19 protein-coding genes and 1 pseudogene are annotated in these 23,075 nt (G+C 71.5%); 13 read left to right on the top strand and 7 right to left on the bottom strand.

Translation table 11 applies throughout. The features are described 5' to 3' along the window. Nucleotides 1-275: 275 nt before the first annotated feature. Together ACFZDC_RS24230 and ACFZDC_RS24225 are read right to left on the bottom strand one after the other, a co-directional pair. On the bottom strand, nucleotides 276-1,514 hold the full coding sequence (locus ACFZDC_RS24230; protein WP_391326988.1) for a cytochrome P450: 1,239 nt from the start codon (nucleotides 1,512-1,514) through the stop codon (nucleotides 276-278). Between the two features lie 122 nt (nucleotides 1,515-1,636). Continuing rightward, the gene (locus tag ACFZDC_RS24225) at nucleotides 1,637-2,320 is read right to left on the bottom strand and encodes a ScbR family autoregulator-binding transcription factor (RefSeq protein WP_391326986.1); all 684 of its coding nucleotides are present in this window, start codon (nucleotides 2,318-2,320) and stop codon (nucleotides 1,637-1,639) included. Between the two features lie 543 nt (nucleotides 2,321-2,863). Here ACFZDC_RS24225 and ACFZDC_RS24220 point away from each other — a divergent pair. Further along, nucleotides 2,864-4,660, top strand: a complete 1,797-nt coding sequence (locus tag ACFZDC_RS24220; RefSeq protein ID WP_391326984.1) for an acyl-CoA dehydrogenase — start codon at nucleotides 2,864-2,866, stop codon at nucleotides 4,658-4,660. 8 nt (nucleotides 4,661-4,668) lie between these two features. Here the strand turns inward: ACFZDC_RS24220 and ACFZDC_RS24215 are convergent, their stop codons facing one another. Both ACFZDC_RS24215 and ACFZDC_RS24210 read right to left on the bottom strand, forming a co-directional pair. After that, nucleotides 4,669-5,007: a hypothetical protein gene (locus ACFZDC_RS24215; protein WP_391326982.1), complete on the bottom strand. Its 339-nt coding sequence runs from the start codon at nucleotides 5,005-5,007 to the stop codon at nucleotides 4,669-4,671. Nucleotides 5,008-5,407: 400 nt separating this feature from the next. Beyond that, a complete protein-coding gene (locus ACFZDC_RS24210; RefSeq protein ID WP_391326980.1) occupies nucleotides 5,408-6,013 on the bottom strand; it encodes a TetR family transcriptional regulator in 606 nt (201 codons plus the stop codon). Nucleotides 6,014-6,094: 81 nt separating this feature from the next. On the opposite strand from ACFZDC_RS24210, the gene ACFZDC_RS24205 reads away from it, so the two are divergent. Further along, nucleotides 6,095-6,916, top strand: coding sequence for an NAD(P)H-binding protein (locus tag ACFZDC_RS24205; RefSeq protein ID WP_391326978.1), 822 nt, complete (start codon nucleotides 6,095-6,097; stop codon nucleotides 6,914-6,916). A gap of 51 nt (nucleotides 6,917-6,967) precedes the next feature. Here the strand turns inward: ACFZDC_RS24205 and ACFZDC_RS24200 are convergent, their stop codons facing one another. Then, nucleotides 6,968-9,430 carry a SpoIIE family protein phosphatase gene (locus ACFZDC_RS24200; protein WP_391326976.1) on the bottom strand — a complete coding sequence of 821 codons (2,463 nt, stop codon included), beginning with the start codon at nucleotides 9,428-9,430 and terminating at the stop codon, nucleotides 6,968-6,970. A gap of 173 nt (nucleotides 9,431-9,603) precedes the next feature. Between ACFZDC_RS24200 and ACFZDC_RS24195 the strand changes: the two genes are divergently transcribed. From ACFZDC_RS24195 to ACFZDC_RS24175, 5 genes are all read left to right on the top strand, one after another. Continuing rightward, on the top strand, nucleotides 9,604-11,670 hold the full coding sequence (locus ACFZDC_RS24195) for a SpoIIE family protein phosphatase (RefSeq protein WP_391326974.1): 2,067 nt from the start codon (nucleotides 9,604-9,606) through the stop codon (nucleotides 11,668-11,670). Between the two features lie 90 nt (nucleotides 11,671-11,760). Further along, nucleotides 11,761-13,239 (top strand): glutamate--cysteine ligase, encoded by a 1,479-nt coding sequence (locus tag ACFZDC_RS24190; RefSeq protein ID WP_391326972.1) that lies wholly within the window; start codon nucleotides 11,761-11,763, stop codon nucleotides 13,237-13,239. 90 nt (nucleotides 13,240-13,329) lie between these two features. Continuing rightward, nucleotides 13,330-14,001 (top strand): DUF6215 domain-containing protein, encoded by a 672-nt coding sequence (locus ACFZDC_RS24185; protein ID WP_391326970.1) that lies wholly within the window; start codon nucleotides 13,330-13,332, stop codon nucleotides 13,999-14,001. 9 nt (nucleotides 14,002-14,010) lie between these two features. Beyond that, the gene (locus ACFZDC_RS24180) at nucleotides 14,011-14,619 is read left to right on the top strand and encodes a flavin reductase (RefSeq protein ID WP_391326968.1); all 609 of its coding nucleotides are present in this window, start codon (nucleotides 14,011-14,013) and stop codon (nucleotides 14,617-14,619) included. A 109-nt stretch (nucleotides 14,620-14,728) separates the two neighbouring features. After that, nucleotides 14,729-14,911 carry a hypothetical protein gene (locus ACFZDC_RS24175; protein ID WP_391326966.1) on the top strand — a complete coding sequence of 61 codons (183 nt, stop codon included), beginning with the start codon at nucleotides 14,729-14,731 and terminating at the stop codon, nucleotides 14,909-14,911. On the opposite strand, the gene ACFZDC_RS24170 is transcribed toward ACFZDC_RS24175, so the two are convergent. Together ACFZDC_RS24170 and ACFZDC_RS24165 are read right to left on the bottom strand one after the other, a co-directional pair. Beyond that, nucleotides 14,895-15,674 carry a cache domain-containing protein gene (locus tag ACFZDC_RS24170; protein ID WP_391326964.1) on the bottom strand — a complete coding sequence of 260 codons (780 nt, stop codon included), beginning with the start codon at nucleotides 15,672-15,674 and terminating at the stop codon, nucleotides 14,895-14,897. The two genes, ACFZDC_RS24175 and ACFZDC_RS24170, sit on opposite strands and share 17 nt — an antisense overlap. Nucleotides 15,675-15,711: 37 nt before the next feature. Beyond that, on the bottom strand, nucleotides 15,712-16,494 hold the full coding sequence (locus tag ACFZDC_RS24165) for a GntR family transcriptional regulator (RefSeq protein WP_391326962.1): 783 nt from the start codon (nucleotides 16,492-16,494) through the stop codon (nucleotides 15,712-15,714). A 110-nt stretch (nucleotides 16,495-16,604) separates the two neighbouring features. Between ACFZDC_RS24165 and ACFZDC_RS24160 the strand changes: the two genes are divergently transcribed. From ACFZDC_RS24160 to ACFZDC_RS24135, 6 genes and pseudogenes are all read left to right on the top strand, one after another. Continuing rightward, nucleotides 16,605-17,636: an ATP-binding cassette domain-containing protein gene (locus ACFZDC_RS24160; RefSeq protein ID WP_391326960.1), complete on the top strand. Its 1,032-nt coding sequence runs from the start codon at nucleotides 16,605-16,607 to the stop codon at nucleotides 17,634-17,636. Between the two features lie 81 nt (nucleotides 17,637-17,717). Further along, complete coding sequence (locus tag ACFZDC_RS24155; protein WP_391326959.1) at nucleotides 17,718-18,914, top strand: extracellular solute-binding protein; 1,197 nt, start codon at nucleotides 17,718-17,720, stop codon at nucleotides 18,912-18,914. A gap of 3 nt (nucleotides 18,915-18,917) precedes the next feature. Then, nucleotides 18,918-19,811 carry an ABC transporter permease subunit gene (locus ACFZDC_RS24150; protein WP_391326957.1) on the top strand — a complete coding sequence of 298 codons (894 nt, stop codon included), beginning with the start codon at nucleotides 18,918-18,920 and terminating at the stop codon, nucleotides 19,809-19,811. A gap of 12 nt (nucleotides 19,812-19,823) precedes the next feature. Next, nucleotides 19,824-20,639, top strand: a complete 816-nt coding sequence (locus tag ACFZDC_RS24145) for an ABC transporter permease subunit (protein ID WP_391326956.1) — start codon at nucleotides 19,824-19,826, stop codon at nucleotides 20,637-20,639. 77 nt (nucleotides 20,640-20,716) lie between these two features. Beyond that, complete coding sequence (locus ACFZDC_RS24140; protein ID WP_391326954.1) at nucleotides 20,717-21,397, top strand: maleylpyruvate isomerase N-terminal domain-containing protein; 681 nt, start codon at nucleotides 20,717-20,719, stop codon at nucleotides 21,395-21,397. 219 nt (nucleotides 21,398-21,616) lie between these two features. Next, a pseudogene (locus ACFZDC_RS24135) lies at nucleotides 21,617-22,488 on the top strand (DMT family transporter). The last annotated feature ends 587 nt before the right edge of the window (nucleotides 22,489-23,075 follow it).

Genomic DNA, 23,075 nt, shown 5'->3' with positions numbered 1-23,075 from the left:
GCGCGGCGCCCGAGCCCACACCCCTCGGCCCTCTCTAACCGCGTGTTCAGTATGTTTATGGGCCTCCGATGCGGCAAGACCTGACGAGCCGACAGGAAGAAAACACCGAGGGCTGCTCAAATTCCCCGCCCCACCCGGCCGGTGAACCCCGAAGGGCGTCTGGCAAACCGCGTGCCTGGTTTGACCGTCGAGGGTGAGAAGGGCCGGTGAACGCACGGAAGTCCGCCGCCCTCGGCGGGCAGCGGACTTCAGCCGTGCACCCCCGCCTGCGCGCCTCAGGACGCCGACGGCCGCAGCACCACGGGCAGCGAGCGGTATCCGTTCAGCATGAAGGTGGGCAGGGGAGCCAACTCCTCAGGGAGGCAGGCCAGTTCCACGTCGGGGAACAGGCCGAAGAGCCGGGATAGGGCGGAGGCGGCCTCGATCTCGCCGAGCGGTGCGCCGAGGCAGCGGTGAGGTCCGTGGCCGAAGCCGAGGATGTCGCGGTCGGTTCCGCGCAGCAGGTCGAAGCGGTGCGCGTCCAGCCCGTGCCGGTCGGTCTCGTGGCCTCCCGCCGCGAAGTTGACCAGGATGCAGTCTCCCTTGCGGATCCTCACACCGTCGAGGTCGATGTCCTCGACGGCGAACCGCATCGGCGCGTACGCCCCGGGCGTGTGCACCCGCATGGTCTCGGCGACCACGTCCGCCCAGGTCGCCCGGCCCGCACGCACGTGTTCGAGCTGCTCGGGGTGGGTCAGCAGGGCGCCGGCCGCATTGGTGATGAGGGTGGCGGTGGTGTCCTGGCCGGCGGCGATGAACATGAAGAGGGAGCCCAGCAGTTCGTCCTCGGTGAGGCGGTCGCCGTGGTCACGGGCCGCGATCAGCGAGCTGGTGAGGTCGTCGCCCGGCCGCTCCCGCTTGGCCTTCACCAGGGCGGCGAGCCGCCCGAAGGCCTCCAGCCGCGCCGCCTCCATCTCCGCACCGGTGACGGTGGAACTGAACACCGTGCTCAACGCCGCGGACAGGGCGTCCGTCTCGGCCCCCTGCGGGACACCGAACAGCTCGCAGATGACCCGCAGCGGCAGCACCTCCGCATAGGAGGTACGCAAGTCGACGAGCGTACCGGGCGGGAGGGCGGCCAGCTTGCCGAGCAGTTCGGCCGACAGTTCCTGCACGCGCGGACGCAGTGTCTCGGAGCGCCGCGCGGTGAACGCCCCGGCCACCAGCCGGCGCAGCCGGGTGTGGTGCTCCCCGTAGGCGAACAGCATGTTCTCGTTCGCGACCCACGGGTAGAGGGGCCACTCCTCGGTTATCTTCCCCTCGATGAACGGCGGCCAGTGCAGGCGGGCGCTGCGCGAGACACGCGGGTCGGTCAGCAGCCGCTCCACGCAGCTCTGCCGGACGACGGCCCAGGCGAGCACCCCGCCGGGCAACTCCACCTGTACGGCGGGTCCTTGCGCGCGCAGCAGCGCGGCCTCCCCCATGTGGTCCTGACCCGTGAGGTCCAAGGCGTAAGGGCACGCGGTCTGTTCCATCGGTGTGCTCCCTGGGTCGGTCCTGCATCACGGTGTGGCGTGGCGACGCGCCCAGGGCAGCGATGTCCGCCGCCCCGGCGCCCGGCGGGTGCCGACGGCCGTGGCCCGCGGACAGACCCCGTTCAGCCGACGGCCGGAGCCTCCTGCGGTTCCCGGCGCAGCTCCATGGCCTCCTCGTAGACGCGCCTGCCCCGGTCGAGGGACATGTCCAGGCGGACGAGCACCGCGGGAACCGCGATGCTGGTCATCAGGTGCCGATAGAGGTCGACCACCCGTTCGACCAGGTCGGCATGATCGTTCATGATCTTGGAGAGCACCTGCGCCCCGGTGAACGCGGCGACGAACGCCTTCGCCGCCGCCTCGACGTCGACCTGGGGCAGCAGTTCCCCGTTCACCTTCGCCCGCTCGAGCAACGCGGCGTTGTGCTCGACCCAGGAGGCCATCGGCACCCGCCGGTCCAGCCCGTCGTGCGGTGAACCCTGGTCCACGGTCAGGCGGATGCTGCCGCGCACCATGGGGTCGCCCGAGCCGAGCAGGTGGGCGAGCAGGAAGCCGGAGTCCAGCCCCTCCTGCAGCACCAGTTCCCGTGGCGGCAACTCCGGCACGGACTTCAGCTGGCCGGCCAGCACCGCCTGGGCGAGCTGCTCCTTGGAGGCGAAGTGGAAGTAGAGGGCGCCCTTGGTGACGTTCGCCCGCTGGAGGATCTCCGAGATGGTCGCGGCCTCGTAGCCGACGTCGGCGAACACGTCGGCGGCTGCGACCAGGATGTTGCGCCTCGTCCTGATCGCTCGCTCCTGCAGGGCCACGGCACATCCTCCGCACTGGCTTCACGGACCGGTCGGCCACAAAAAGAAACCGACAGGTACGTATCCTGCCAGCCGAATAGATGGCCTTTCAAGCATGCGAGCGCCCCCTCCTCAACCCCTGCGCGCGGGAACCGCCGAGCCGTCGCCGACCGCCACAATAAAACCTGTCGCCCGGTATCTCAACGTGCGAGAAGCGCCCGCCCGCCCCGGGGAAGGCCGGTGCGACGGACCGGAGTTGAGCGAGTCACGCACTTCCGAGGTCGAGGAGGTACCACCAAGACACCACAGTTCGGCCACCGTTGGCAGAAATTTGGCTTGATTAGCAAACCGGGAGGTCCGTATCTTCTGACTCCACGCATCCCCGCCCTTCCGGATCTGCGACTACGGGAGAGGGTCATGACCCTTCTGACACCCCTGGAAAATCTCCCCTCTGTGCCGGAGACCGGGCACTACGACAGGTATGAGTCTCTTCATCCGGACAAGTCCCCGACAGACGGTCCGGTTCTCGGTTCCGGCGGCGCTCATGCCGGTACCGTCGCCGAGTTGACCCGGCTCCTCTTCGACGGCGAAGACCGGGAACGCAGCCACGGGATGTGGCGCGACCTCATCTCGAAGGACACGTTCCGCCACCATCCGGGGCTGGACGCCGGCGAACGCGCCGCCCTCTCCTACGAGTGGCTGCGCCTGGTGAACGACACGGCCGGGGACGCCGCGCGGCTGGCGGAAGACCCGGGGCTGCTGGCAGCCCTGCACGAGTGGGCGGCGATCGTGGACGGCGGCGGAGGGCTGTGCACGGTGGCGAGCATCCACTACAACCTCTTCCTCGGCAGCCTGCTCGATCACGAGGGCGCCGAGCGCCGGGATCTGTCCGACTTCACGACCCTGCGCCGCACCGGCACGTTCCTGTGCACCGAACTGGAACACGGCAACGACGCCTCGGCCCTGGAGACCACCGCCGAACTGGACCCGGCCACCGGGGGGTTCGTGCTGCACACACCGCACGACGGCGCCCAGAAGTTCATGCCCAACACCAGCACGACCGGCGGGCCCAAGACCGCCGTGGTGGCCGCCCGGCTGATCGTCGAGGGACGGGACGAGGGCGTCTTTCTGTTCCTGACACCGCTGAGCGACGACAACGGCCTGCTGCCGGGCGTACGGGTCCGCCGGCTGCCTCTGCGTACCGGCGCCCCGGTGGACCACTGCCTGACCGCGTTCGACCGGGTACTGCTGCCCCGCGAGGCCCTGCTGGAGTCCGCACACGGCCGTCTGGACGCCGACGGCCGCCTGCACAGCAGCCTCGGCAACCGGCGCAAGCGGTTCCTGCAGTCCATCGGCCGGGTCACGATGGGCAAGCTGTGCATGAGCGGCGCCGCCGTCGGCGCGACCCGGGCCGCGCTCGCCATAGCGGTCCGCTACGGCGATCACCGGCAGGTCAGCGGGCCGCGCGCCGGCGAGCGCATCCCGGTCAACGCACACCGCTCGCACCACGGACGGCTGCTGAAGGGCCTCGCGACGGCCTACGCCATGACTTTCCTGCACCGCTCGGTCCTTGGCCAATGGACCGCCCAGCGCGCCGGCCGGGACGCCGGCCGGCGGGCGGAGACGGAGCGGCTGATCGCGATCGCCAAGAGCTGGATCACCTGGCAGGCACGGGACATCACCGTCGAGTGCCGGGAACGCTGTGGCGCGCAGGCCCTGTTCGCCGCCAACGGCCTGTCCGAATTCCCGCAGTACGTCGAGGGCACCATCACGGCGGAGGGCGACAACCTGGTGATCTGGGTGAAGGCCGCAGCCGAGATGCTCTTCGAGCACCAACCGCCCCGCGAGGCCCCTGAACCGCCCGGCCCCGTGGACCGGTTGGCCGATCCCCGGCATCTGCGCGGACTGCTGGCCCGGGCCGAGGCCGTCTGGCAGGACCGGGCACGGGCTGCGCTGCGCCGGGGGCCCTCCGGGGATCCGGTGGAGCGGTGGAACGGCGCTTCCTCCGCCGCCCTGGAGATGGTCTCCGTGCACGCCCGGCAGCGGGCGGCCGACGCCTTCCTGGACGCGGCCGCCCGGGCGACGAACCCCGGCGCCCGCGCCCTGCTGGAGCGGCTCTGCATGTTGTTCCTGCTGCAGCAGATCACGGAGCACACCGGTGATCTGCTGGCCGACGGCCATCTGTCCGCCGACCAGGTGCGTGCCCTCCCCCAGCTCCTGGACGACGTGCTGCGCGACCTCGCCCCGCACATGACGGACCTCGTCGAGGCGTTCGACCTGCCCGCCGCCTACCTGGAAGGCATCCCTCTGGCCAACTCCGGCGGCGTCTCGCTCGCCGCCCACTCCACCGCGGCCGAGTAGCCGGCCGCCTACGGGTACTCGCGGTGGACGGGGCTGGTGTCGGTCTCCACCGGTACGCCGGGGACGGGGCCGTCGTTGGAGCCTCCGCCGACGTACACGGCGCTCACCCAGCCGAGCCGGCCCTGCGGCGAGACGATCTCCGCCCAGTAGTGGTTGTAGGAGGGTCCGTCGGCCACGCGGTCGCCCCAGCGCTGGCAGTAGGCGTAGACGTCGACGTCGGTCAGCCGTTCACTGGTCGCCCGCGCCGGCACCGAACACAGCAGGGGCAAGCCCGCCGCGGTCGCCACGGCGCCGGCCGGCACCGCGCGGCGCAGTGCGCGCATCGTCGTACGCAGGCCGGTGGTCATCGCTCTCCTCTGTGCGCCGCTCCGCGGTCGGCGACGTCGGCGGCCGGGGTGCGGTGCCCTGTCGGTGCTGTGACGCTCTGGGCGGCCCCGCCGTATGACTGCGCCGGCCGCGCGTTTCGAGAGCCTTCTCCGGCCGCCCACCGGACGGCGTTGCCGTCGCCGTGGACGGTCGGACGTCCCGGCCGACCGGACCGGATCGCATCGGGGAGGAGTGGGGCGATGACACGAGGCGGCGGAGGTGCGACGGCCCCGGCCGTGCCGACGGTGCCGACCGCGGCGGCCGCTGCGGGGCCCGGGGCGGCGGCAGGCGGGTGGCGCGCCGGTCACCAGTCGCACCGGTGCCGGCGGGCGCGCTACCACCCGGCGGTCGGAGAGGGCCTCCGTGGGGGCTGATCCCGGATCAGGGGTTCCCGAGACCGTCGATCCAGGACTGGAGGCGTTCGCCCTGCGCGGCCATGATGCCGGGGTCGCGCAAGGTGTTGGTGAGCACCGACATGCCCTGATAGGCGGCGACGAGTTCGACGGCGAGGGCGCGGGCGTCGGGTCGGCCGAGCTCGGTGAACTGGTCCTCGGCCCAGTCGATCAGGGCGCGCATGACCTGGGCCGCGGCCAGGTCCAGGCCGTCGTCGCGCTTGTCGAGTTCGGTGGCCAGCGTGCCGAAGGGGCAGCCGAAGCGGGCCGCCGTCTCGCGCTCCTCGACCCAGCCGGCGATCAGGGCCTTCAGCCGAGCGGCCGGATCCGGGAGCGTCTCCAGGCGGCCGGTGAGCATGGTGAGACGGTCGCGGTGGGCCTCCACGGCCGCCTCGACCAGCTCGTCCTTGGTCTTGAAGTAGTAGTACACGTTGCCGAGGGGGACGTCGGCGGCCCGGGCGATGTCCGCGAGGGTGGTCTTCTCCACGCCCTGCTCGTGGAAGACCCGCACCGCCGCCTCGACCAGGCGTTCGCGTTTGCCGCCCCGGCGGGCAGGGGCGGCCTCGACCGCAGCACCGGCTTTTGAGTCAGTCACCTGACTAAGGATAGACAGCACCCCTGTGATCCCCTAGTGTAGCGACTTAGTCAGTCAACTAACTCAGCGGGGAGGCACGGCATGATCGTGGTAACGGGAGGCACGGGGAACGTCGGGCGGGCACTGGTCGCCGAGCTGGCCGGCGAGGGAGAGGCGGTGACCGCCGTGGCCCGGCACATCACTCCCGCCGACGTCCCGCCCGGCGTGCGGGCCGTCGCCGCCGACCTCGGTCGGCCGACCGGACTCGCCCCCGCGCTGGAGGGGGCGGCGGCCCTGTTCCTGCTCGTCGCCGGCGACGATCCGGAAGGCATCCTGAAGCAGGCCGCCGCGGCCGGCGTCACCAAGGTGGTCCTGCTGTCCTCGCAGGGCGTGGGCACCCGGCCGCACGGCTACGCGCACGCCGCCCGCTTCGAGGCGGCCCTGACCGGCTCGGGACCGGCCTTCACCGTGCTGCGCTCCGGTGGGATGGCCTCCAACGCGCTCGCCTGGGCCGAACCCGTCCGGCAGCACCGCGTCGCGGCGGCCCCCTTCGCCGACGTGGCGCTGCCCTTCGTCGACCCGGACGACGTCGCCGCGGTCGCCGCCGCCGTCCTGTGCCAGGACGGGCACGACGGCATCACGTACACGCTGACCGGCCCCGAGGCCACCACCCCACGGCAGCGGGCCGCCGCCATCGCGCACGCCCTCGCCGAGCCGGTGACCTTCCTGGAGCAGAGCCGCGAGGAAGCCCGCGCGCAGATGGCGCGGTTCATGCCGACCGCCGTGGTGGAGGCAACCCTGGCCATCCTCGGCGAGCCGACCGCCGAGGAGCAGGCGGTCACCGAGGACGTGCGGCGTGTCCTGGGCCGGCCCGCGACCCCCTTCGCGGTCTGGGCGAAGCGCAACGCGCCGGCGTTCCGCTGACCGGAGTGGGACGGGACCGTGCACCACGGGCAGGGAAGCACGACGTAGCGCTCAGGGGATCTCCTGCTCCGCCCAGATGATCTTCCCCTCGGCGGTGTACCGGGCGCCCCAGCGGTGGGTGAGCTGGGCCACCAGGAAGAGTCCGCGGCCGCCTTCGTCCGTGCTGCGGGCGTGCCTCAACCGGGGGGCCGTGCTGCTGCCGTCGGCGACCTCGCAGGTCAGGCGGGCGTCGCGGAGCAGCCGTAGCCGGATGGGGAGTTCGGAGTAGCGGACCGCGTTGGTGACCAGTTCACTGACGATGAGTTCCGTCGTCATGGCCAGCTCTCCGAGACCCCAGGCCGCCACCTGGCGCGTCGCCTCCGTCCTGACCCACCTGACGGCGGCCGGGTCGGCGGGGACGTCCCACGATGCCACCCGGTCCGCACCCAGGGCGTGGGTGCGTGCCAGCAGCAGGGCGATGTCGTCGGGCTGCGGCACGGGCACCAGTTGCTGCACGGCCGACGTGCACAGCGTGCGCAGGTCCGTCCCGGTCGCGGCCAGCACCTGGCGAAGCCGGGACATGCCCGACTCCACGTCCTGGTCGCCGCCCTCGATGAGCCCGTTGGTGTAGAGGCCGAAGACGCTGTTCTCGGCCAGCTCGATCTCGGCGGCCTCGAAGGCCATGCCGCCGAGCCCGAGCGGCGGCCCGGCCGGGATATCGGGGAAGTAGGTGTGCCCGTCCGATGCGACGACGACGGGGGGCGGATGTCCGGCCCGGGCCATGGTGCACCGCCGGGTGACGGGATCGTAGACGGCGTAGAGGCAGGTCGCGCCGATGAAGGTGGCCGTGCTCCGGGTGGCCGCGTCGCGATCGGCCTCCTCGTCGCTCAGCCGGAGCACGAGGTCGTCGAGGTGGGCGAGCAGTTCGTCGGGGGGCAGCTCCATGTCGGCGAGGGTCTGTACCGCCGTGCGCAGCCGGCCCATGCTCGCCGCCGCGGTGATGCCGTGGCCCACCACGTCACCGACGACGAGACCCACCCGCGCACCGGACAGCGGGATCACGTCGAACCAGTCGCCGCCGACCCCGCCCGACGGGTCCGCCGGAAGGTAGGAGGAGGCGACCTCGACCGCCGTACCGCCGGTCAGGGCGTGCGGCAGCAGACTGCGTTGCAAGGTGACCGCCGCGGTGTGCTCCCTGGTGTAGCGGCGGGCGTTGTCGACGCACACCGCCGCGCGCGTCACCAGCTCCTGGGCCAGCAGGACGTCGTCGGGGCCGAACGGGGCCGGGTTGAGCGACCGGGCGAAGGTGGTCAGGCCCAGCGCGGTGTTGCGGGCCCGCATCGGGACGGAGATGAGGGAGTGCAGGCCGAACTCGCGGATGCGGGCCGCTCTCGCGGGCTGTTCGGCGACCCACGCGGCGTCGGACGGGTCGAGCAGCGGGATGAAACTCGGCTCCCCGCTGATGAGGAGGTTGACGTCGCTGGGTGGCGGCAGGAAGTCCACCTCGTCGCCGACCCGTGCCACCGCCTCGGGGCAGCCCTCCCGCACCGACTGCAGGCCCGCGCGGCGCATCGCCGGCCGTGCGGGGGCCGGTCCGGCGTCGGTCAGCCATGCTCCGTGGCCCTCGCTGCTGAGCACGGGCTCCAAGAGGTCGACGATGACGAAGTCCGCGAAGCGGGGCACCGAGAAGTCGGCCAGTTCCTGAGCCGTCCGCAGGACGTCGAGACTCCTGCCGATGCTGGTGCCGGCCTCGTTGACCAGGGACAGGAGCTGGCGGGCGTTCCACCGCTCGGTGACGTCCAGGACCATGTAGCAGACCCCGGTGACGGCGCCGTGGGCGTCGACCAGGGGGAAGAAGGACGTGGAGTATGCGTGCTGGCGGTGCGGGTCGGCCCAGCTCCATCCGACGTACTCGTAGTCGGTCACCGGGTCCCCCGTCGCCAGCACCTTGCGCATCAGCCCCTCGAGGGTCTCCGCCTGCAGACCGGGCAGCACTTCGCTCAGTCGGCGCCCCAGCCTGTGCTCCCTTGGCACACCGCCGAACCGTTCCAGGGTGTCGTTCAGCCATACATAGCGCAGCTCGAGATCCATGACGGCCATGCCGACCGGTGACCGGGTGAGGAACCCGTCGAGGACCGACTGGCCCACCGCCCACTGCGGGCGCTGCTCCCGCGCCGAGACGAGAAAGCACTCCCACTCGCCCATGCGGAAGGCCGCCGAGACCCGGAGATCGATCTCCATCCGGCGGCCGTCACGGTGCCGTACCGGGATGAGACCGTTCCACCCCGTTCCGGTGCGGCACCGCTCCGCGATGGCCGCGGCACGGCCCGGGTCCTCGGGCATGGCCAGCAGGCGTGCGGCGGGGCGGCCGACGATCTCCGGCGCGGGGTGCCCGAGCAGTGCTTCCGCGCCCCGGGTCCAGCCGACCACGACGCCGTCCGCCGAGATGACCGCCGCCGCATCGCTGGACGCGTCGAAGACATCACGCGATTCCACGGACGCGGATGCGTGGAGGCCCTTTCGCGCAGGTTCCATCGGTTTCCATCCTCTGTCTCCACCATGGTCCTGCTAGTCCGCCCGGTGCGCACGGTCCGGCCCGGGGGTTGGGGCGGGCGCGGGGCTGGATGCAGCATGGAGGTACCGGTCATCAGGGCTCGGACAGGCGTACCGGTACCGATGGGTGACCGGCCGGTGGAGGTGGAACTGGCATGGCAGTGGACTCCTTGCACGCCGGTGACGACGATTCCGACCCCGAGCGGCCCCGGCCGACCGGCCTGCTTGACGTGCTGAGCGTGGCCGCGGTGGCGCTCGACACCAACGGGCGCATCGTCTTCTGGACCCCGCAGGCCGAGGAACTCTTCGGGTACGCCGCCGAGGACGTGCTCGGCCAGTACGCGGCGCGGCTGCTCATCCGCCCCGAGCACCTGCAGGCCGTGGTGAGTCTGTTCACGGACGTGCTGGAGACCGGCCGTGGGTGGGCCGGCGCCTTCCCGGTCCGGCACAAGGACGGCAGCAGCCGCCTGACGGAGTTCCGCACCATGCGGCTGCTGGACGACCTGGGGGACGTCTACGCCCTGGGCATAGCGGCCGATCACACCCTGCTCCAACGCGTCGAGACCGACCTGGCGCTGTGCGAGCGGCTGATCAACCAGTCCCCGATCGGGCTGGCCCTCATGGACCCGGACCTGCGTTACGTGCTGGTCAACCCGGCGCTGGAGCGGATCGACGGCATCCCCGCGGCGGACCACATCGGCCGGCATCTGCGCGAGACCCTGCCGTTCCCCGACGTCGACACCGTCGAGGCCGCGCTGCGTCAGGTGCTCACCACCGGAACCCCGCTGCTGGACCAGTTCCACGTGGGGCATCCCCCGGCCGACCCCGAGCACGAGCACGCCTGGTCACTGTCCTTCTACCGCCTCGAGGACCCGGGCGGGCGGGTCCTGGGCGCCGCGGCCTCGGTGGTGGACGTCACCGAGCGCCACCATGCGGCCGCCGAGGCCGACCGGGCGCGGCGCCGCCTGGCCCTGATCGCCGAGGCCTCCACCCGCGTCGGCACCACACTTGAGGTGGAGCAGACCGCCCACGAACTCGCCGAGCTCTGCGCCCCCGTGCTCGCGGACGTGGTCGCCGTGGACGTCCTCGACCACGCGCTGGCCTTCCGCCGGGCCCGCCGGCCGGACAACGGCCCGGAGCTGTTCCGCGCCCTCGCCCTCAAGGCCGCCCACCCCACGGTGGCGCTCAGCGCCGCCGACTCACCCGGCGACCTCGCGGCCTATGACGGCGACCGTCTGGTCACCCTGTGCGTCCACACCGCCCGGCCGGTCCTCGTCCGCCACGTCGGCCCGCGCGACCTGCCCCGTATCGCACGGGACGCCGAGGCCGGCGCGCTGCTGGCCCAGGCCGGCGTGCACTCCTATCTCGCCGTGCCGCTGATCGCGCACGGCGAGGTGCTCGGCGCCCTCGACCTCAAGCGAACCCGCAATCCGCTGCCGTTCGACGAGGACGACATCGTCCTGGCCGCCGAACTCGCCGGCCGTGCCGCCGTGGCCATCGACAACGCCCGCTGGTTCCAGAGCGTGCGCAACACCGCGCTCACCCTCCAGCGCAGCCTGCTGCCCGACCACTCGTCACACCACACGGGCCTGGAACTCGCCTCCCGCTACCAGCCGGCGCAGGCCACCAGCGAGGTCGGAGGCGACTGGTACGACGTGATCCCGCTGGCCGACGACAAAACCGTCCTGGTGGTGGGCGATGTCATGGGCAACGGCATCGACGCGGCCGCCACCATGGGCCGGCTGCGCACCGCCACCTGTGCGTACGCGGACCTGGACCTCGAACCCGGCGCGGTGCTCCAGCACCTGGACAAGATCACCTGCGATCTGGAGCACTACATCGTCACCTGCCTCTACGCGGTCTACGATCCGCACACGAGACGGTGCACCATCGCCAACGCGGGACACATGCCGCCCGCCCTCGCGCGGCCCGGTCAGCCGCCCACGTTCCTGGACCTTCCCGCCGGGGCGCCGCTCGGTGTGGGCGGCATCCCGTTCGAGGCCACCACGACCGACCTGATGCCCGATGATCTGCTGGTGCTCTACACCGACGGCCTCGTGGAGACCCGGCAGCACCCCATCGACGACCGTCTCGAGGTCCTGCTGAGCTTTCTGGACGAGCCGCGCCGGCCGCTCGAGGAGATCTGTGACCTCCTGCTGTACGGCCTGCGCCATCCCGACGACCACGACGACGTGGCCCTGCTCATCGCACGGGCCCTGTAGCGCGGGGCCGCCCCATCCGCCTGGTGGGGGTCACCCGTTGGTGCGACGCTGGGTGAAGAGGTGTCCGAGGAGCGGAACCCAGGAGGGCCGATGGGACGGGACGTCCCGGCGCTCGTCTTCACCCGCGAGGACCGCCGCCGGTACCGGATCAAGATGCAGGAGTGCCTCGACGCGTTCGCGCAGATGCTGCGCGAGTCGCGGTTCGAGGCCGAGCGACCCCAGGTCGGCCTGGAGATCGAGCTGAACCTGGTCGACGACGAGGCCGAGCCGGAGATGCGCAACACCGATGTGCTGGAGGCGATCGCGGACCCCGCCTGGTCCACCGAACTGGGGCGGTTCAACCTCGAGATCAACGTGCCGCCCCGCGCGCTGACGGAGGGCGGCCCCGACGCGTGGGAGTCCGAGATCCGCGCCGCGCTGAACCACGCGGACGAGCGGGCCAGGTCGGTGCACGCGCACCTGGTCATGATCGGCATCCTGCCGACCCTGCGCCAGGAGGACATCGGTGAGGCGACCCTGTCCGAGAACCCCCGCTACCGGCTGCTCAACGACCAGGTCTTCGCCGCCCGTGGCGAGGACCTGCGGATCGAGGTGGACGGGGTCGACCGGCTGCGGACGTACGCGGACACGATCACTCCGGAGGCCGCGTGCACCAGCACCCAGTTCCATCTGCAGGTGTCCCCGGAGAACTTCCCCGCCTACTGGAACGCGGCCCAGTCCATCGCCGGGGTCCAGGTGGCCCTGTCGGCCAACTCGCCCTTCCTGTTCGGCAAGGAGCTGTGGCACGAGACCCGTATCCCGCTGTTCGAGCAGGCGACCGACACCCGCTCGGAGGAGATCAAGATTCAGGGGGTACGGCCGCGCGTGTGGTTCGGTGAGCGGTGGATCAACAGCGTCTTCGACCTCTTCGAGGAGAACCTGCGCTACTTCCCGGCCCTGCTGCCCCTGTGCGACGAGCAGGACCCGGCGAAGACGCTCGACCGCGGGGACGTGCCCGAACTCTCCGAGCTCACCCTGCACAACGGCACCATCTACCGCTGGAACCGGCCGGTCTACGCCATCGCCCACGACAAGCCGCACGTCCGGGTGGAGAACCGGGTGCTGCCGGCCGGGCCGACCGTCGCCGACACCCTCGCCAACGGTGCGTTCTACTACGGGCTCACCCGCGCCCTGGTGGAGGAGGACCGCCCGGTGTGGTCGCGGATGTCCTTCTCCGCGGCCGAGGAGAACCTCCACACGGCGGCCCGCCACGGCATCGAGGCGCTGCTGTACTGGCCCGGCATGGGCGAGGTGCCGGTACCCGAACTGGTCCTGCGGAGGCTGCTGCCGCTGGCCCACCGGGGGCTGGAACACTCCGGCATGGACGCGTCCTGGCGGGAGCCGCTGCTCGGCATCATCGAGCAGCGCTGCGTCACCGCGCGCAACGGGGCGGTGTGGCAGAAGGAGATGTTCCACCGCATGGAGGCCACCACCCATGCCGGCCGCCACGAGTCGCTGCGGCGGATGACACAGCTGTACATCGACTACATGCATCTCAACGCTCCGGTCCACACCTGGCCGGTCGACTGACGGGGGGCCGCGAATCGCAGGTGCCACCGGAGACGATCACCGGTTAGGCTGCTCCAGCGCTTGTCGGGGGAACGACTCAGGTGGGGGAACATGGTTGACGATTCCGCGTCCGAGAGGAGCCGGAGACCGGTGGTCCAGGCGCTCGCGGCGGTGCTGGTCTTCGCGGGGGTGGTGGGAGTCCTGCTGGCACAGAAGGAATTGCAGGGCTCCTCGGACCCGGGACCGGCCACGTGCTCGTCCGACGACAAGCCGGTGTCCAGGCGCGTGTCCGCGGCACAGTTGTGCACGGCGCTGAACCGGTCGGACCTGCCTACGCTTCTCGGGACACCGCGGGAACAGGCCGAGACCGCCTACGGGTCCGAGAGTTCGGTCAAGGACGCCGACGGCAAGGAGACCCCCTCGCCCGAGGCGGAGGTCTCGCTGAAGACGTACTCCGTGAAGCTGTGGGCGTCGGACGACGATCTGCGGGTCGGCGAGTTCTCCGGACTCCTCGGCAGGTCAACGGAGCCGAAGACGGTCCTCGGCCACCCCGCCGTCCTGTACTCGGGCCACACCATCGCGCTCAGGTTCAACCTCGGCGGCGGCAAGGTCCACACCGGCACGGGTGGCATCGCCCGGCATCTGCTGGTCGCCCGGGACGCCAAGGACGGGGGCGGTTCGTTCGAGGTCGCCCTCTGGCGCCAGGACGACGTACCGCCCGACGACACGGCGCTGCTCCGCGTCGCCGAGCGGGTGCTGCCGACGGTTCCCGGTTGGACATAGCGTGCTGCCATGCGCGTCGACTACTCACCCGAGTCCCTGGACCCTGGATCGTTCTACCGGCTGCTCACCGCCGTGGTCGTGCCCCGGCCGATCGCCTGGGTCTCGACCCTCGCCGCGGACGGCAGGACGGCGAACCTGGCCCCGCACTCGTTCTTCACCGTTGCCTGCACCGATCCGCCCATCGTCCAGTTCACCTCCGTCGGCCGGAAGGACTCGCTGCGCAACGCCGAGGAGACGGGGGAGTTCGTCGTCAACTTCGCTCCCGAGTCGCTGTTCGCGGAGATCAACGCGACCGGGACCGACTTCCCCCGGCACGAAGGCGAGTTCGACGCCGTCGGCATCGAACGCGAGCCGTCGCTGCGGGTGAGGCCGCCGCGCGTGGCCGCCTCTCCGGTCGCGCTCGAATGCACCGTGCACTCGACGCTGCGGCTCGGCAACTCGACCGTGGTGTTCGGCCGGGTCGTGCACGCCGCCGTGCGCGAGGACGTCCTGGTGGACGGCCGGCCGGACATCGGACTGCTGCGGCCCCTGGCCCGGCTGGGCGGCAACGAGTGGAGCACGATCGGGGAGGTGCGCGAGGCGGCGCGCATCCCGTACCGCGAGTGGACGGCCGACTGAGGCCGCGGTCACGCCGGCTGCCGCTCGTCCCCTTCCGCGGCCGCCCTCGTGCCCGGTACTGCGCGACCCGACGGACGTCGTACGACGACTGCTGGAGTTCACCCACCACGTGCGCGGCGCCGGCTGCTACTTCCGCGACGCCGCCGTGCGCCCCGGCGCCCGGGTCGACCCGCGCACCGAGTTCGGCTCCCGCTCCGTCGTGTGGTGGGTGAACGGCGCGCGGGCCTTCGCGGAGCCACGGGGCGTGGGGCGCGCCTGGCAGGCCTGTCTCATCGTCAGCCTTCGGACATGACGAGGACGAGCGGGATGCCGTGACATGGCACCAGGCGCAGGCCGGCGTACTCGGCGGGCCCCCCCTCGGCGAGCAGTGCAGCGAAGTCGGGGCCCTTGGTGAGGGATCCGGCGAGGTGCGCGGGGTCGGCGGAGGCGGCGACCCGGCCCCGGGCGTTCACGAGCCTGGCGGGCCGGGGAAGCTGCCGCAGCAGCGGGAGGACGGCCGCTTCGAAGTGCCGCAGGTACACGTCGGCGGCGGCGACCCCGGCGAAGCGCCCCTCGGCCTCGACCGGTGCGGACAGGGTGAGGCTGTACTCGTCGGAGCAGAGGTAGTCGACGTACGGTCCGGCCACGGCGCGGCGGCCGGTGTCGCGGGGCAGGGTGAACCAGTCCCAGTGCGTGTAGTCGGAGTACGCCGAGTGCTCTGGGTCGAGGTCGAGCAGCAGGGGTCGTACATCGCCGTCGGCGCCCGTCTGCCACCACTCCAGCCACGCGGGTACATCGGTCAGCAGGCCGGGCAGGGCCACGAAGCCCACGCCCGAGACCAGTTCCTGGCGGGTCAGCCGCTGGTGCAGTCCGGGGCGGAGGGCGGCCAGGTCCGCGCTCACGGGGCGCCGCCCCCGCGCGGCCACTTTCGCGAGCAGCGCCGTCGCGTCGGCGCTGGTGGCGGCGACGGCCTCGAACACCGCCTCCAGCGCGCCGCCCACCCGCGAGGCGGCCCGTGCCTCGGCGTCCGTGCCGACAGTCGCCGCCGAGGCGACCTGCGCGGGGCTCCAGCCCATGGTGTCCTCCAGCGGACGGGAACCGGACGCGGCGCGGTCAGAGGGTGAGGCGTACGGCGACGAGCCGTGCCGTCGACTCCCTGACGCACCGCTCGGCCAGCGTGCCGGCCGTTTCGTGAGCCCCATCCTGCACGGCAGAGATCACGGAGCGGTGACGGTCCGCCACTTCTTCACGATATTCGTCGCTTCCGAGGACCAGGCACAGCAGCGCACCCACCTCGCTCTGCAGCACGACCTGTTCCCGGGTGAGCCGGGCCGACTGCGCTGCCGCCGCGAGTTCGACGTGGAAGCGGCCGTACAGGCGGCTGCGCGCCGCCGTCTCCTCGGCCCGCGCCAACTCCTCGGCGGTACGGCGCAGCTGGTGCAGGTCGGCGGGTTCCGTGCGCTGCGCGGCGAGACGGGCGGCGGCGCCGGACAGGGCCGCCCAGTGGTCTCCCAGGTCGCGCAGCTCCTCGGTGCTCCAGCCGCGCAGCCGGGCCCGCAGCCGGTCGTCGGCGGGGACCTCGGGCAGCGAGACGAAGCTGCCGCCGCCGCGGCCGCGGCGGGTGGTGACCAGCCCCTGTTGTCTGAGGGCCATCAGCGCCTCGCGCAGGGTCACCGTCGACACGCCGAGCTGTCCGGCCAGTTCGCTCTCGCCCGGGAGCTGCTCGCCGTCGGCGAGGAGACCCAGTTCTATGGCGTCGCCGATGCGGCGGACGACCGTGTCCACGCGGGCCCGGTTGTCCACCGGGCTGAAGACGGCCCGGCGGGCACCGCTGTCCGGTACTCGGGCGCCGGCGTCCGCTGTCCGGGCGCCGCCGTCGGTCTCCTGCTGCCTCACGACCATCACCTCGTGCGTTGACTCAAGCTTTACCCCAAGAGGACCTTGAGCTTAGAACTATGACTTCATATGTTTGCGGTCAACGTAGAGCGCGCCAGAAAGGTTCCCGCATGGAGGGAAGTGCGATCCGCCTGCAGGACCTGCGGAAGTCGTTCGGGGAGACGACCGCCGTGGCCGGCGTCGACCTGGAGATCCGGGACGGGGAGTTCTTCTCGATGCTCGGCCCGTCCGGCTCCGGGAAGACCACCGTCCTGCGGCTCATCGCGGGGTTCGAGACGCCCACCCGGGGCCGGATCGAACTCGCCGGGCAGGAGGTCACCGGCCTGGCCCCGTTCGAACGCGATGTGCACACCGTCTTCCAGGACTACGCCCTGTTCCCGCACATGACCGTCGAGCAGAACGTCGCCTACGGGCTCAAGGTCCGCAAGGTGCCGAAGGCCGAGCGTCTGGTCCGGGCCCGCAAGGCACTCGCCGAGGTCCGCCTGGAGGGCTACGGCCAGCGGCGCCCCGCCCAGCTCTCGGGCGGTCAGCGCCAGCGTGTCGCCCTCGCCCGCGCCCTGGTCGGCCGCCCCCGTGTCCTGCTGCTCGACGAGCCCCTCGGCGCCCTCGACCTGAAGCTGCGCGAACAGATGCAGGTCGAACTCAAGGCGCTCCAGCGGGAGGTGGGCATCACCTTCGTCTTCGTCACCCACGACCAGGAGGAGGCCCTGACGATGAGCGACCGCATCGCCGTCTTCGACCAGGGCCGTATCGCCCAGGTCGGCACACCCGCCGAGATCTACGAACGCCCGGCGACCTCCTTCGTCGCCTCCTTCGTCGGCACCTCGAACCTGCTCGACGGCGAGGCCGCCCACCGGATCGTCGGTACCCCCGGCACGTACAACGTCCGCCCGGAGAAGATCCGGGTCCTGAAGGAGTCCGCCGAGGCGGACGTGCCGGAGCACACGACCGTGAACGGCACCGTCGCCGAGGTCGTCTATCTCGGCGACGCCACCCGCTTCCTCGTGGACCTCGACGGCGGCGGCCGTCTCACCGCCCTGCAACAGAACCTGGAGACCTCCTCCGAGGACGTCGCCGCCTACCGCGGCACCCGCGTCCGCCTCCAGTGGCACCGCAGACACGCCGTCCGCATCCCGTCCTGATCGGGACGGATCCCATCCTGATCAGACCCCGGCTCCCCACTCCCCCGCTCCACGCAGGACCCCTCACCCATGGAGAACGTCGTGCGTCTCACCCGAACCCTCTCGGCCGCGGCCGGTGCGGCCGCGGTGCTGCTCACCGCCGCCTGCGGCTCCTCCGGCTCCGGCAGCTCATCGGCCACCGGCCTCAACCCGCCCGACCTCAAGGCCCCCACCAAGCTCGGCAGGACCGAGGGCCAGGTCAACCTGGTCGCCTGGGCCGGTTACGTCGAGGACGGCTCCAACGACCCCAAGGTCGACTGGGTCGGCGACTTCGAGAAACAGACCGGCTGCCAGGTCCACTCCAAGGTCGCCGCCAGCTCCGACGAGATGGTCAAGCTGATGAAGACCGGGGAGTACGACGTCGTATCCGCCTCCGGGGACGCCTCCCTGCGCCTGATCGCCTCCGGTGACGCGGCCCCCGTCAACACCGCCCTCGTCCCCAACTACAAGGACGTCTTCAGCGGTCTGAAGAACGGCGCCTGGAACTCCGTGAAGGGGCAGATGTACGGCATCCCGCACGGCCGGGGCGCCAACCTGCTGATGTACAACACCGAGAAGGTGAGCCCGGCGCCCACCTCCTGGTCGGCGGTCTTCAACGACGCGTCGAAGTACCGGGGACATGTCACCGCGTACGACTCGCCGATCTACATCGCGGACGCGGCCCTGTATCTCAAGGCGACCCAGCCCGAGTTGAAGATCAAGGACCCGTACGCCCTGGACCAGAAGCAGTTCGACGCCGCCGTCGCGCTGCTGAAGAAGCAGAACGCGAACATCGGCGAGTACTGGAGCGACTACCTCAAGGAGATCTCCGCCTTCAAGAGCGGGGACTCCGTGGTCGGGACCGCCTGGCAGGTCATCGCCAACCTCGCCGCCGACGAGGGCGCCAAGGTCAGGGCGTTCGTGCCCAAGGAGGGCTCGACCGGCTGGTCCGACACCTGGATGGTCTCCGCCAAGGCCAAACACCCCAACTGCGCCTACAAGTGGCTCGACTGGATCGTCTCCCCCAAGGTCAACGCCCAGGTCGCCGAGTACTTCGGCGAGGCCCCCGCCAACTCCAAGGCCTGCGCAAAGACCAGTGACAAGAACTTCTGCGCGACCTACCACGCGGCCGAGGAGGGCTACTGGAAGCACATCGCCTTCTGGAACACGCCCATCGAGCAGTGCCTCGACGGCCGCAAGGACGTGACGTGCGTGCCGTACGCGAAGTGGGTGCAGGCCTGGACCGAGATCAAGGGCTGAGCGGTGACGACCGATGTGACGACCGCCGCCGGACGGGGAACCGTCCGGCGGCTCGCCGGAACGCTGCACCGCAGACCCCGGCTCCGCCTGACCCTTCTGCTCACCGCCCCGCTGCTGTGGCTGGCCGTTCTCTACCTCGGCTCGCTGACGGTCCTGCTCGTCTCCGCGTTCTGGACGACGAACTCCTTCACCTCCCAGGTGGTGAAGGTCTGGTCGACGGACAACTTCCACGCCCTGTTCACGACGCCGGTCTTCCGCCAGGTGATCCTGCGCAGCGTCGGCGTGGCGCTCGCGGTGACCGTGCTGTGCGCCGTGATCGCCTTCCCGGTCGCCTTCTACACCGCGCGGGTGGCCCGGCCGAGGTGGCGTCCGCTGCTCGTGGTGGCGATCCTCACCCCCCTGTGGGCGAGCTACCTGGTGAAGGTGTACGCCTGGCGGCTCATCCTCTCCGAGGGCGGTCTCGCCGACTGGATGCTCGCGCCCTTCGGCCTGAGCGGCCCCGGCTTCGGCCTGCCGGCCACCGTGCTGACCCTGACCTACCTGTGGCTGCCGTACATGATCCTGCCGATCCACACGGCGCTCGAACAGCTCCCGGCCGACCTGCTCGACGCCTCCGCCGACCTCGGTGCGAGGGCCGGCCGTACCTTTCGCTGGGTGATGCTGCCGATGGTGCTGCCGTCCGTCGCCGCCGGTTCCGTGTTCACGTTCTCGCTCAGTCTCGGCGACTACATCACCGTGCAGATCGTCGGCGGCAAAACACAGCTCATCGGCAACCTCGTGTACTCCAACATCGAACTCAACCTGCCCATGGCGGCCGCGCTCGGCACCGTCCCCGTGGTCGTGATCGTTCTGTACCTGCTGGCGATCCGCCGTACGGGTGCCCTGAACAGCCTGTAGGAGGAGAGCGCCATGCATCTCAGCCGCACCGCGCGCACCGCCCTGCGCATAGGCGCCGCACTCGGTTTCGCGGTGATCTACGTCCCGCTCCTGCTCGTCCTCGTCAACTCCCTCAATCCCGACCGCAGCGCGAGCTGGCCGCCGCCGGGGCTCACCCTGCGCTGGTGGTCGGTGGCCGTCGGCAACTCCGGTGCGCGCGAGGCCCTGTGGGTGTCCGTGAAGGCGGGCTTGGGCGCCACCGCCATCGCGCTCGTCCTCGGCACCCTCATCGCGTTCGCCGTGGCCCGGCACCGTTTCTTCGGCCGCGACACGGTGTCCTTCATCGTGGTGCTGCCGATCGCGCTGCCCGGCATCGTCACGGGCATCGCCCTCAACTCGGCCTTCGGTACCGTCCTGGAACCGCTCGGGGTGGGCCTCGGGCTGTTCACCGTGATCGTCGGCCACGCCACCTTCTGCATCGTGTTGGTCTTCAACAACGTCGTGGCCCGGCTGCGCCGTACGGCCGCCTCGTACGAGGAGGCGGCCATGGACCTCGGCGCCACCACCTTCCGCGCCTTCACGGACGTCACCTTCCCGCTGGTCCGCTCGGCGCTGCTGGCCGGCGGCCTGCTCGCCTTCGCCCTGTCCTTCGACGAGATCGTGGTCACGACGTTCACCGCGGGACCCGGTATCGAGACCCTCCCCATCTGGATCTTCAACAACATGACCCGGCCCCAGCAGGCACCCGTGGTGAACGTCGTGGCCGCCGTCCTCGTGCTGCTCTCGGTGCTCCCGATCTACCTCGCCCAGCGGCTGTCCGCGGACACGGCGACGTCGAGCCGGGTGTGAGCGGACGGACACGGCGACGTCCAGCCGGCGTATGAGCAGACGGACACGTAGTTCCGGTGCACAGGGAGGGGTAGCGCATGAGCGCGGGGGACGTCACGGGTCCGGCGCGGACACTGCGCACGGCGTACGAAGCCGCCTCGTCGGTGGTGGCGGGCCTGGGTGACGAGGAGTCGTGGCTGCCGACCGGCTGTACGGGCTGGGCGGTCCGCGACCTCGTTTTCCACTGCCTCCAGGACGGCCGGCGTGGCCTGGTGGCCCTGCACACGCCCTGCGACGAGCCGGTGGACCGGGATGCGGTGACCTACTGGCAGGACTGGCGACCCGACTCCGTCGGCGCGGCGAGCGGCCGGCGCCGGGTGCGGGTGAACGCGAGCATGTTCCTGGACTTCGGCCAGCTGCGCGAGTTGTATCTGGAGACCCTGGCCGCGGCCGTGCACGCCGCGGCCTCGGCCGACCCCGCCCGCCGTGTGGCCACGCAGGGGCATGTGCTGACGGCCGGCGACCTGATCACCACCCTCGCGGTGGAGGCGACCATCCACCACCTCGACATGGTCGTCCGGCTCCCCGGTGCCGCCGGGCCGTCGGCGGAGGGACTGGCCGCGGTGCGCGCCACGCTCGACGGACTCCTCGGCCGCCCCGCCCCTTCGGAGTGGAGCGACACCCACTACGCGCGTGTGGGCACCGGGCGCGCGACGCTCACCGATGCCGAGCGTGGTGCGCTGGGCGCGGCGGCGGAGCGCTTCCCGCTCTTCGGCTGAGAGGCCGGTGGGCGCCCGGCGCCGACTCGCCCGGACCGGCCGGCCCCATGGTGCCCGGAGTCGACACCATGGCCGCGCGACGTCCACCACCCAGGGCCCACGGCCCAGGGGTCCGCACCGTTCGCCCGGCCGACGCCACGACGCGGGCCGACGCGGGCTTTCGTAGGCTGAAAGGGCCCGAAGCTCCTTTGGGAGGTGCCCGCAGGCGGGAGACCGGACGTGATCGAACTGGCTGCGGGATTCGCCGTCGCGGGAGCGGCGAGCAACGCCATGGGCACCGCGTTCCAGCGCAAGGCGGCGTCCACGAGCCGCGGCGGCGGGGTACGGATCCTGGCGGAACTGATGCGCCGGCCCGCCTGGGTGGTGGGCATGGCCGGGTGATCGGCGCCGCGGTGTGCCAGAGCCTGGCCCTTGTCAACGGGCCGCTCGCGCTGGTCCAGCCGCTGTTCATCCTCGAGCTGCCGTTCGCCCTGCTCGTGGCCGGCCCGCTGATGCACCGCCGGCTCCCCCACTCGGGCTGGTGGGGCGTCGGCGGCGTGGTGATGGGTCTGGCCGTCCTGCTCGCGGCGGCCGCGCCGCACGGAGCCACCAGCCAGGCACCGCTCGTGCGGTGGGTCCCGGCCGTGGCCCTGTGCCTCGGCGGGATGGCCGTGATGATCCTGCTGGCCGGCCGGGGGCGCCCAGCGGCGCGCCGCGCCGCGCTGCTCGCGGCCGCCTCCGCCACCGGCAACGCCCTGACCGCCGCGCTGCTGAAGTCGGCCACGGGAACCTTCGCCGACCACGGGTTCCTGGCCTTCCTGCGGTCCTGGCAGACGTACGGCTTCGCGCTGGCCGGCGCGGCCGCCGTGGTCCTGCTGGAGAACGCGCTGCAGGCCGGGCCGCTGGCCGCGGCACAGCCCGCGCTGACCATCGGTGACGCGATGGTGAGCCTGGCGCTGGGGATGACCCTGTTCGGAGAGCGGGTCCGCACCGGCTGGTGGCTGCTGCCCGAGGCGTGCGGTGCCGCGCTGATCGTTGTCGGCGTACTGGTGCTGAGCCGGGCCGTGCAGCGCATCACCGAACGGCCGCCGGGCCGTCACGGACGGCGCTGAGCGCCGGTCGGGGAGCCGCGACGAGGGGCGGCTCCCCCACACCGACACCGAGGACGGAAAGCAGGAAGTCCGACAAAGAGCAATCAGTCCGGTATGACGCCGAATAAATACCCGGCACGGTCGGCGCGGGACCCCCGCATCCAATCAATGGCTTCCATGGCGATCGTGTTACGGCTACCGGCCGTTCATTGAAACGTGTACAGCGGCGCATATCATGCAACCGCCGTGCGCGGCAGCATCTTTGGGCCCATCGCGTCGCGACCATTCCCCTATGTCAGTGATAGCATCCCCGCGTCTGTGACCTTGGTCCACTCGACTCGGGCGCTGTTTTGAGATCGGCCCGGTTCTCGACGCGACGACGGTCGAGTCGCTCCCAGGGGTTGCGCCACGGATTCCCACGAGGTCCGCCGCCGACGGCTGCAGGCTACACATAGGAAAGGTTTCCATGATTCGAGACGCACTCGTTTGGTGCCTGGCCGCGGGGGCGGCGGGGGCCCGCGCCCCCGCCCCGGGGGGCGGGCGGGGCCCCCCAGGCCAACCCGCGCGCGAAAACCCCCCCCCCGGCCCCCCCCACCCCGCGGGGGAGG

This window comes from Streptomyces sp. NPDC007905 (assembly GCF_042959345.1).
In the GTDB taxonomy this organism is placed as follows: domain Bacteria; phylum Actinomycetota; class Actinomycetes; order Streptomycetales; family Streptomycetaceae; genus Streptomyces.
The sequence above is the reverse complement of the archived record's forward strand: the minus strand, read 5'-3'. Positions and strand labels throughout refer to the sequence as shown.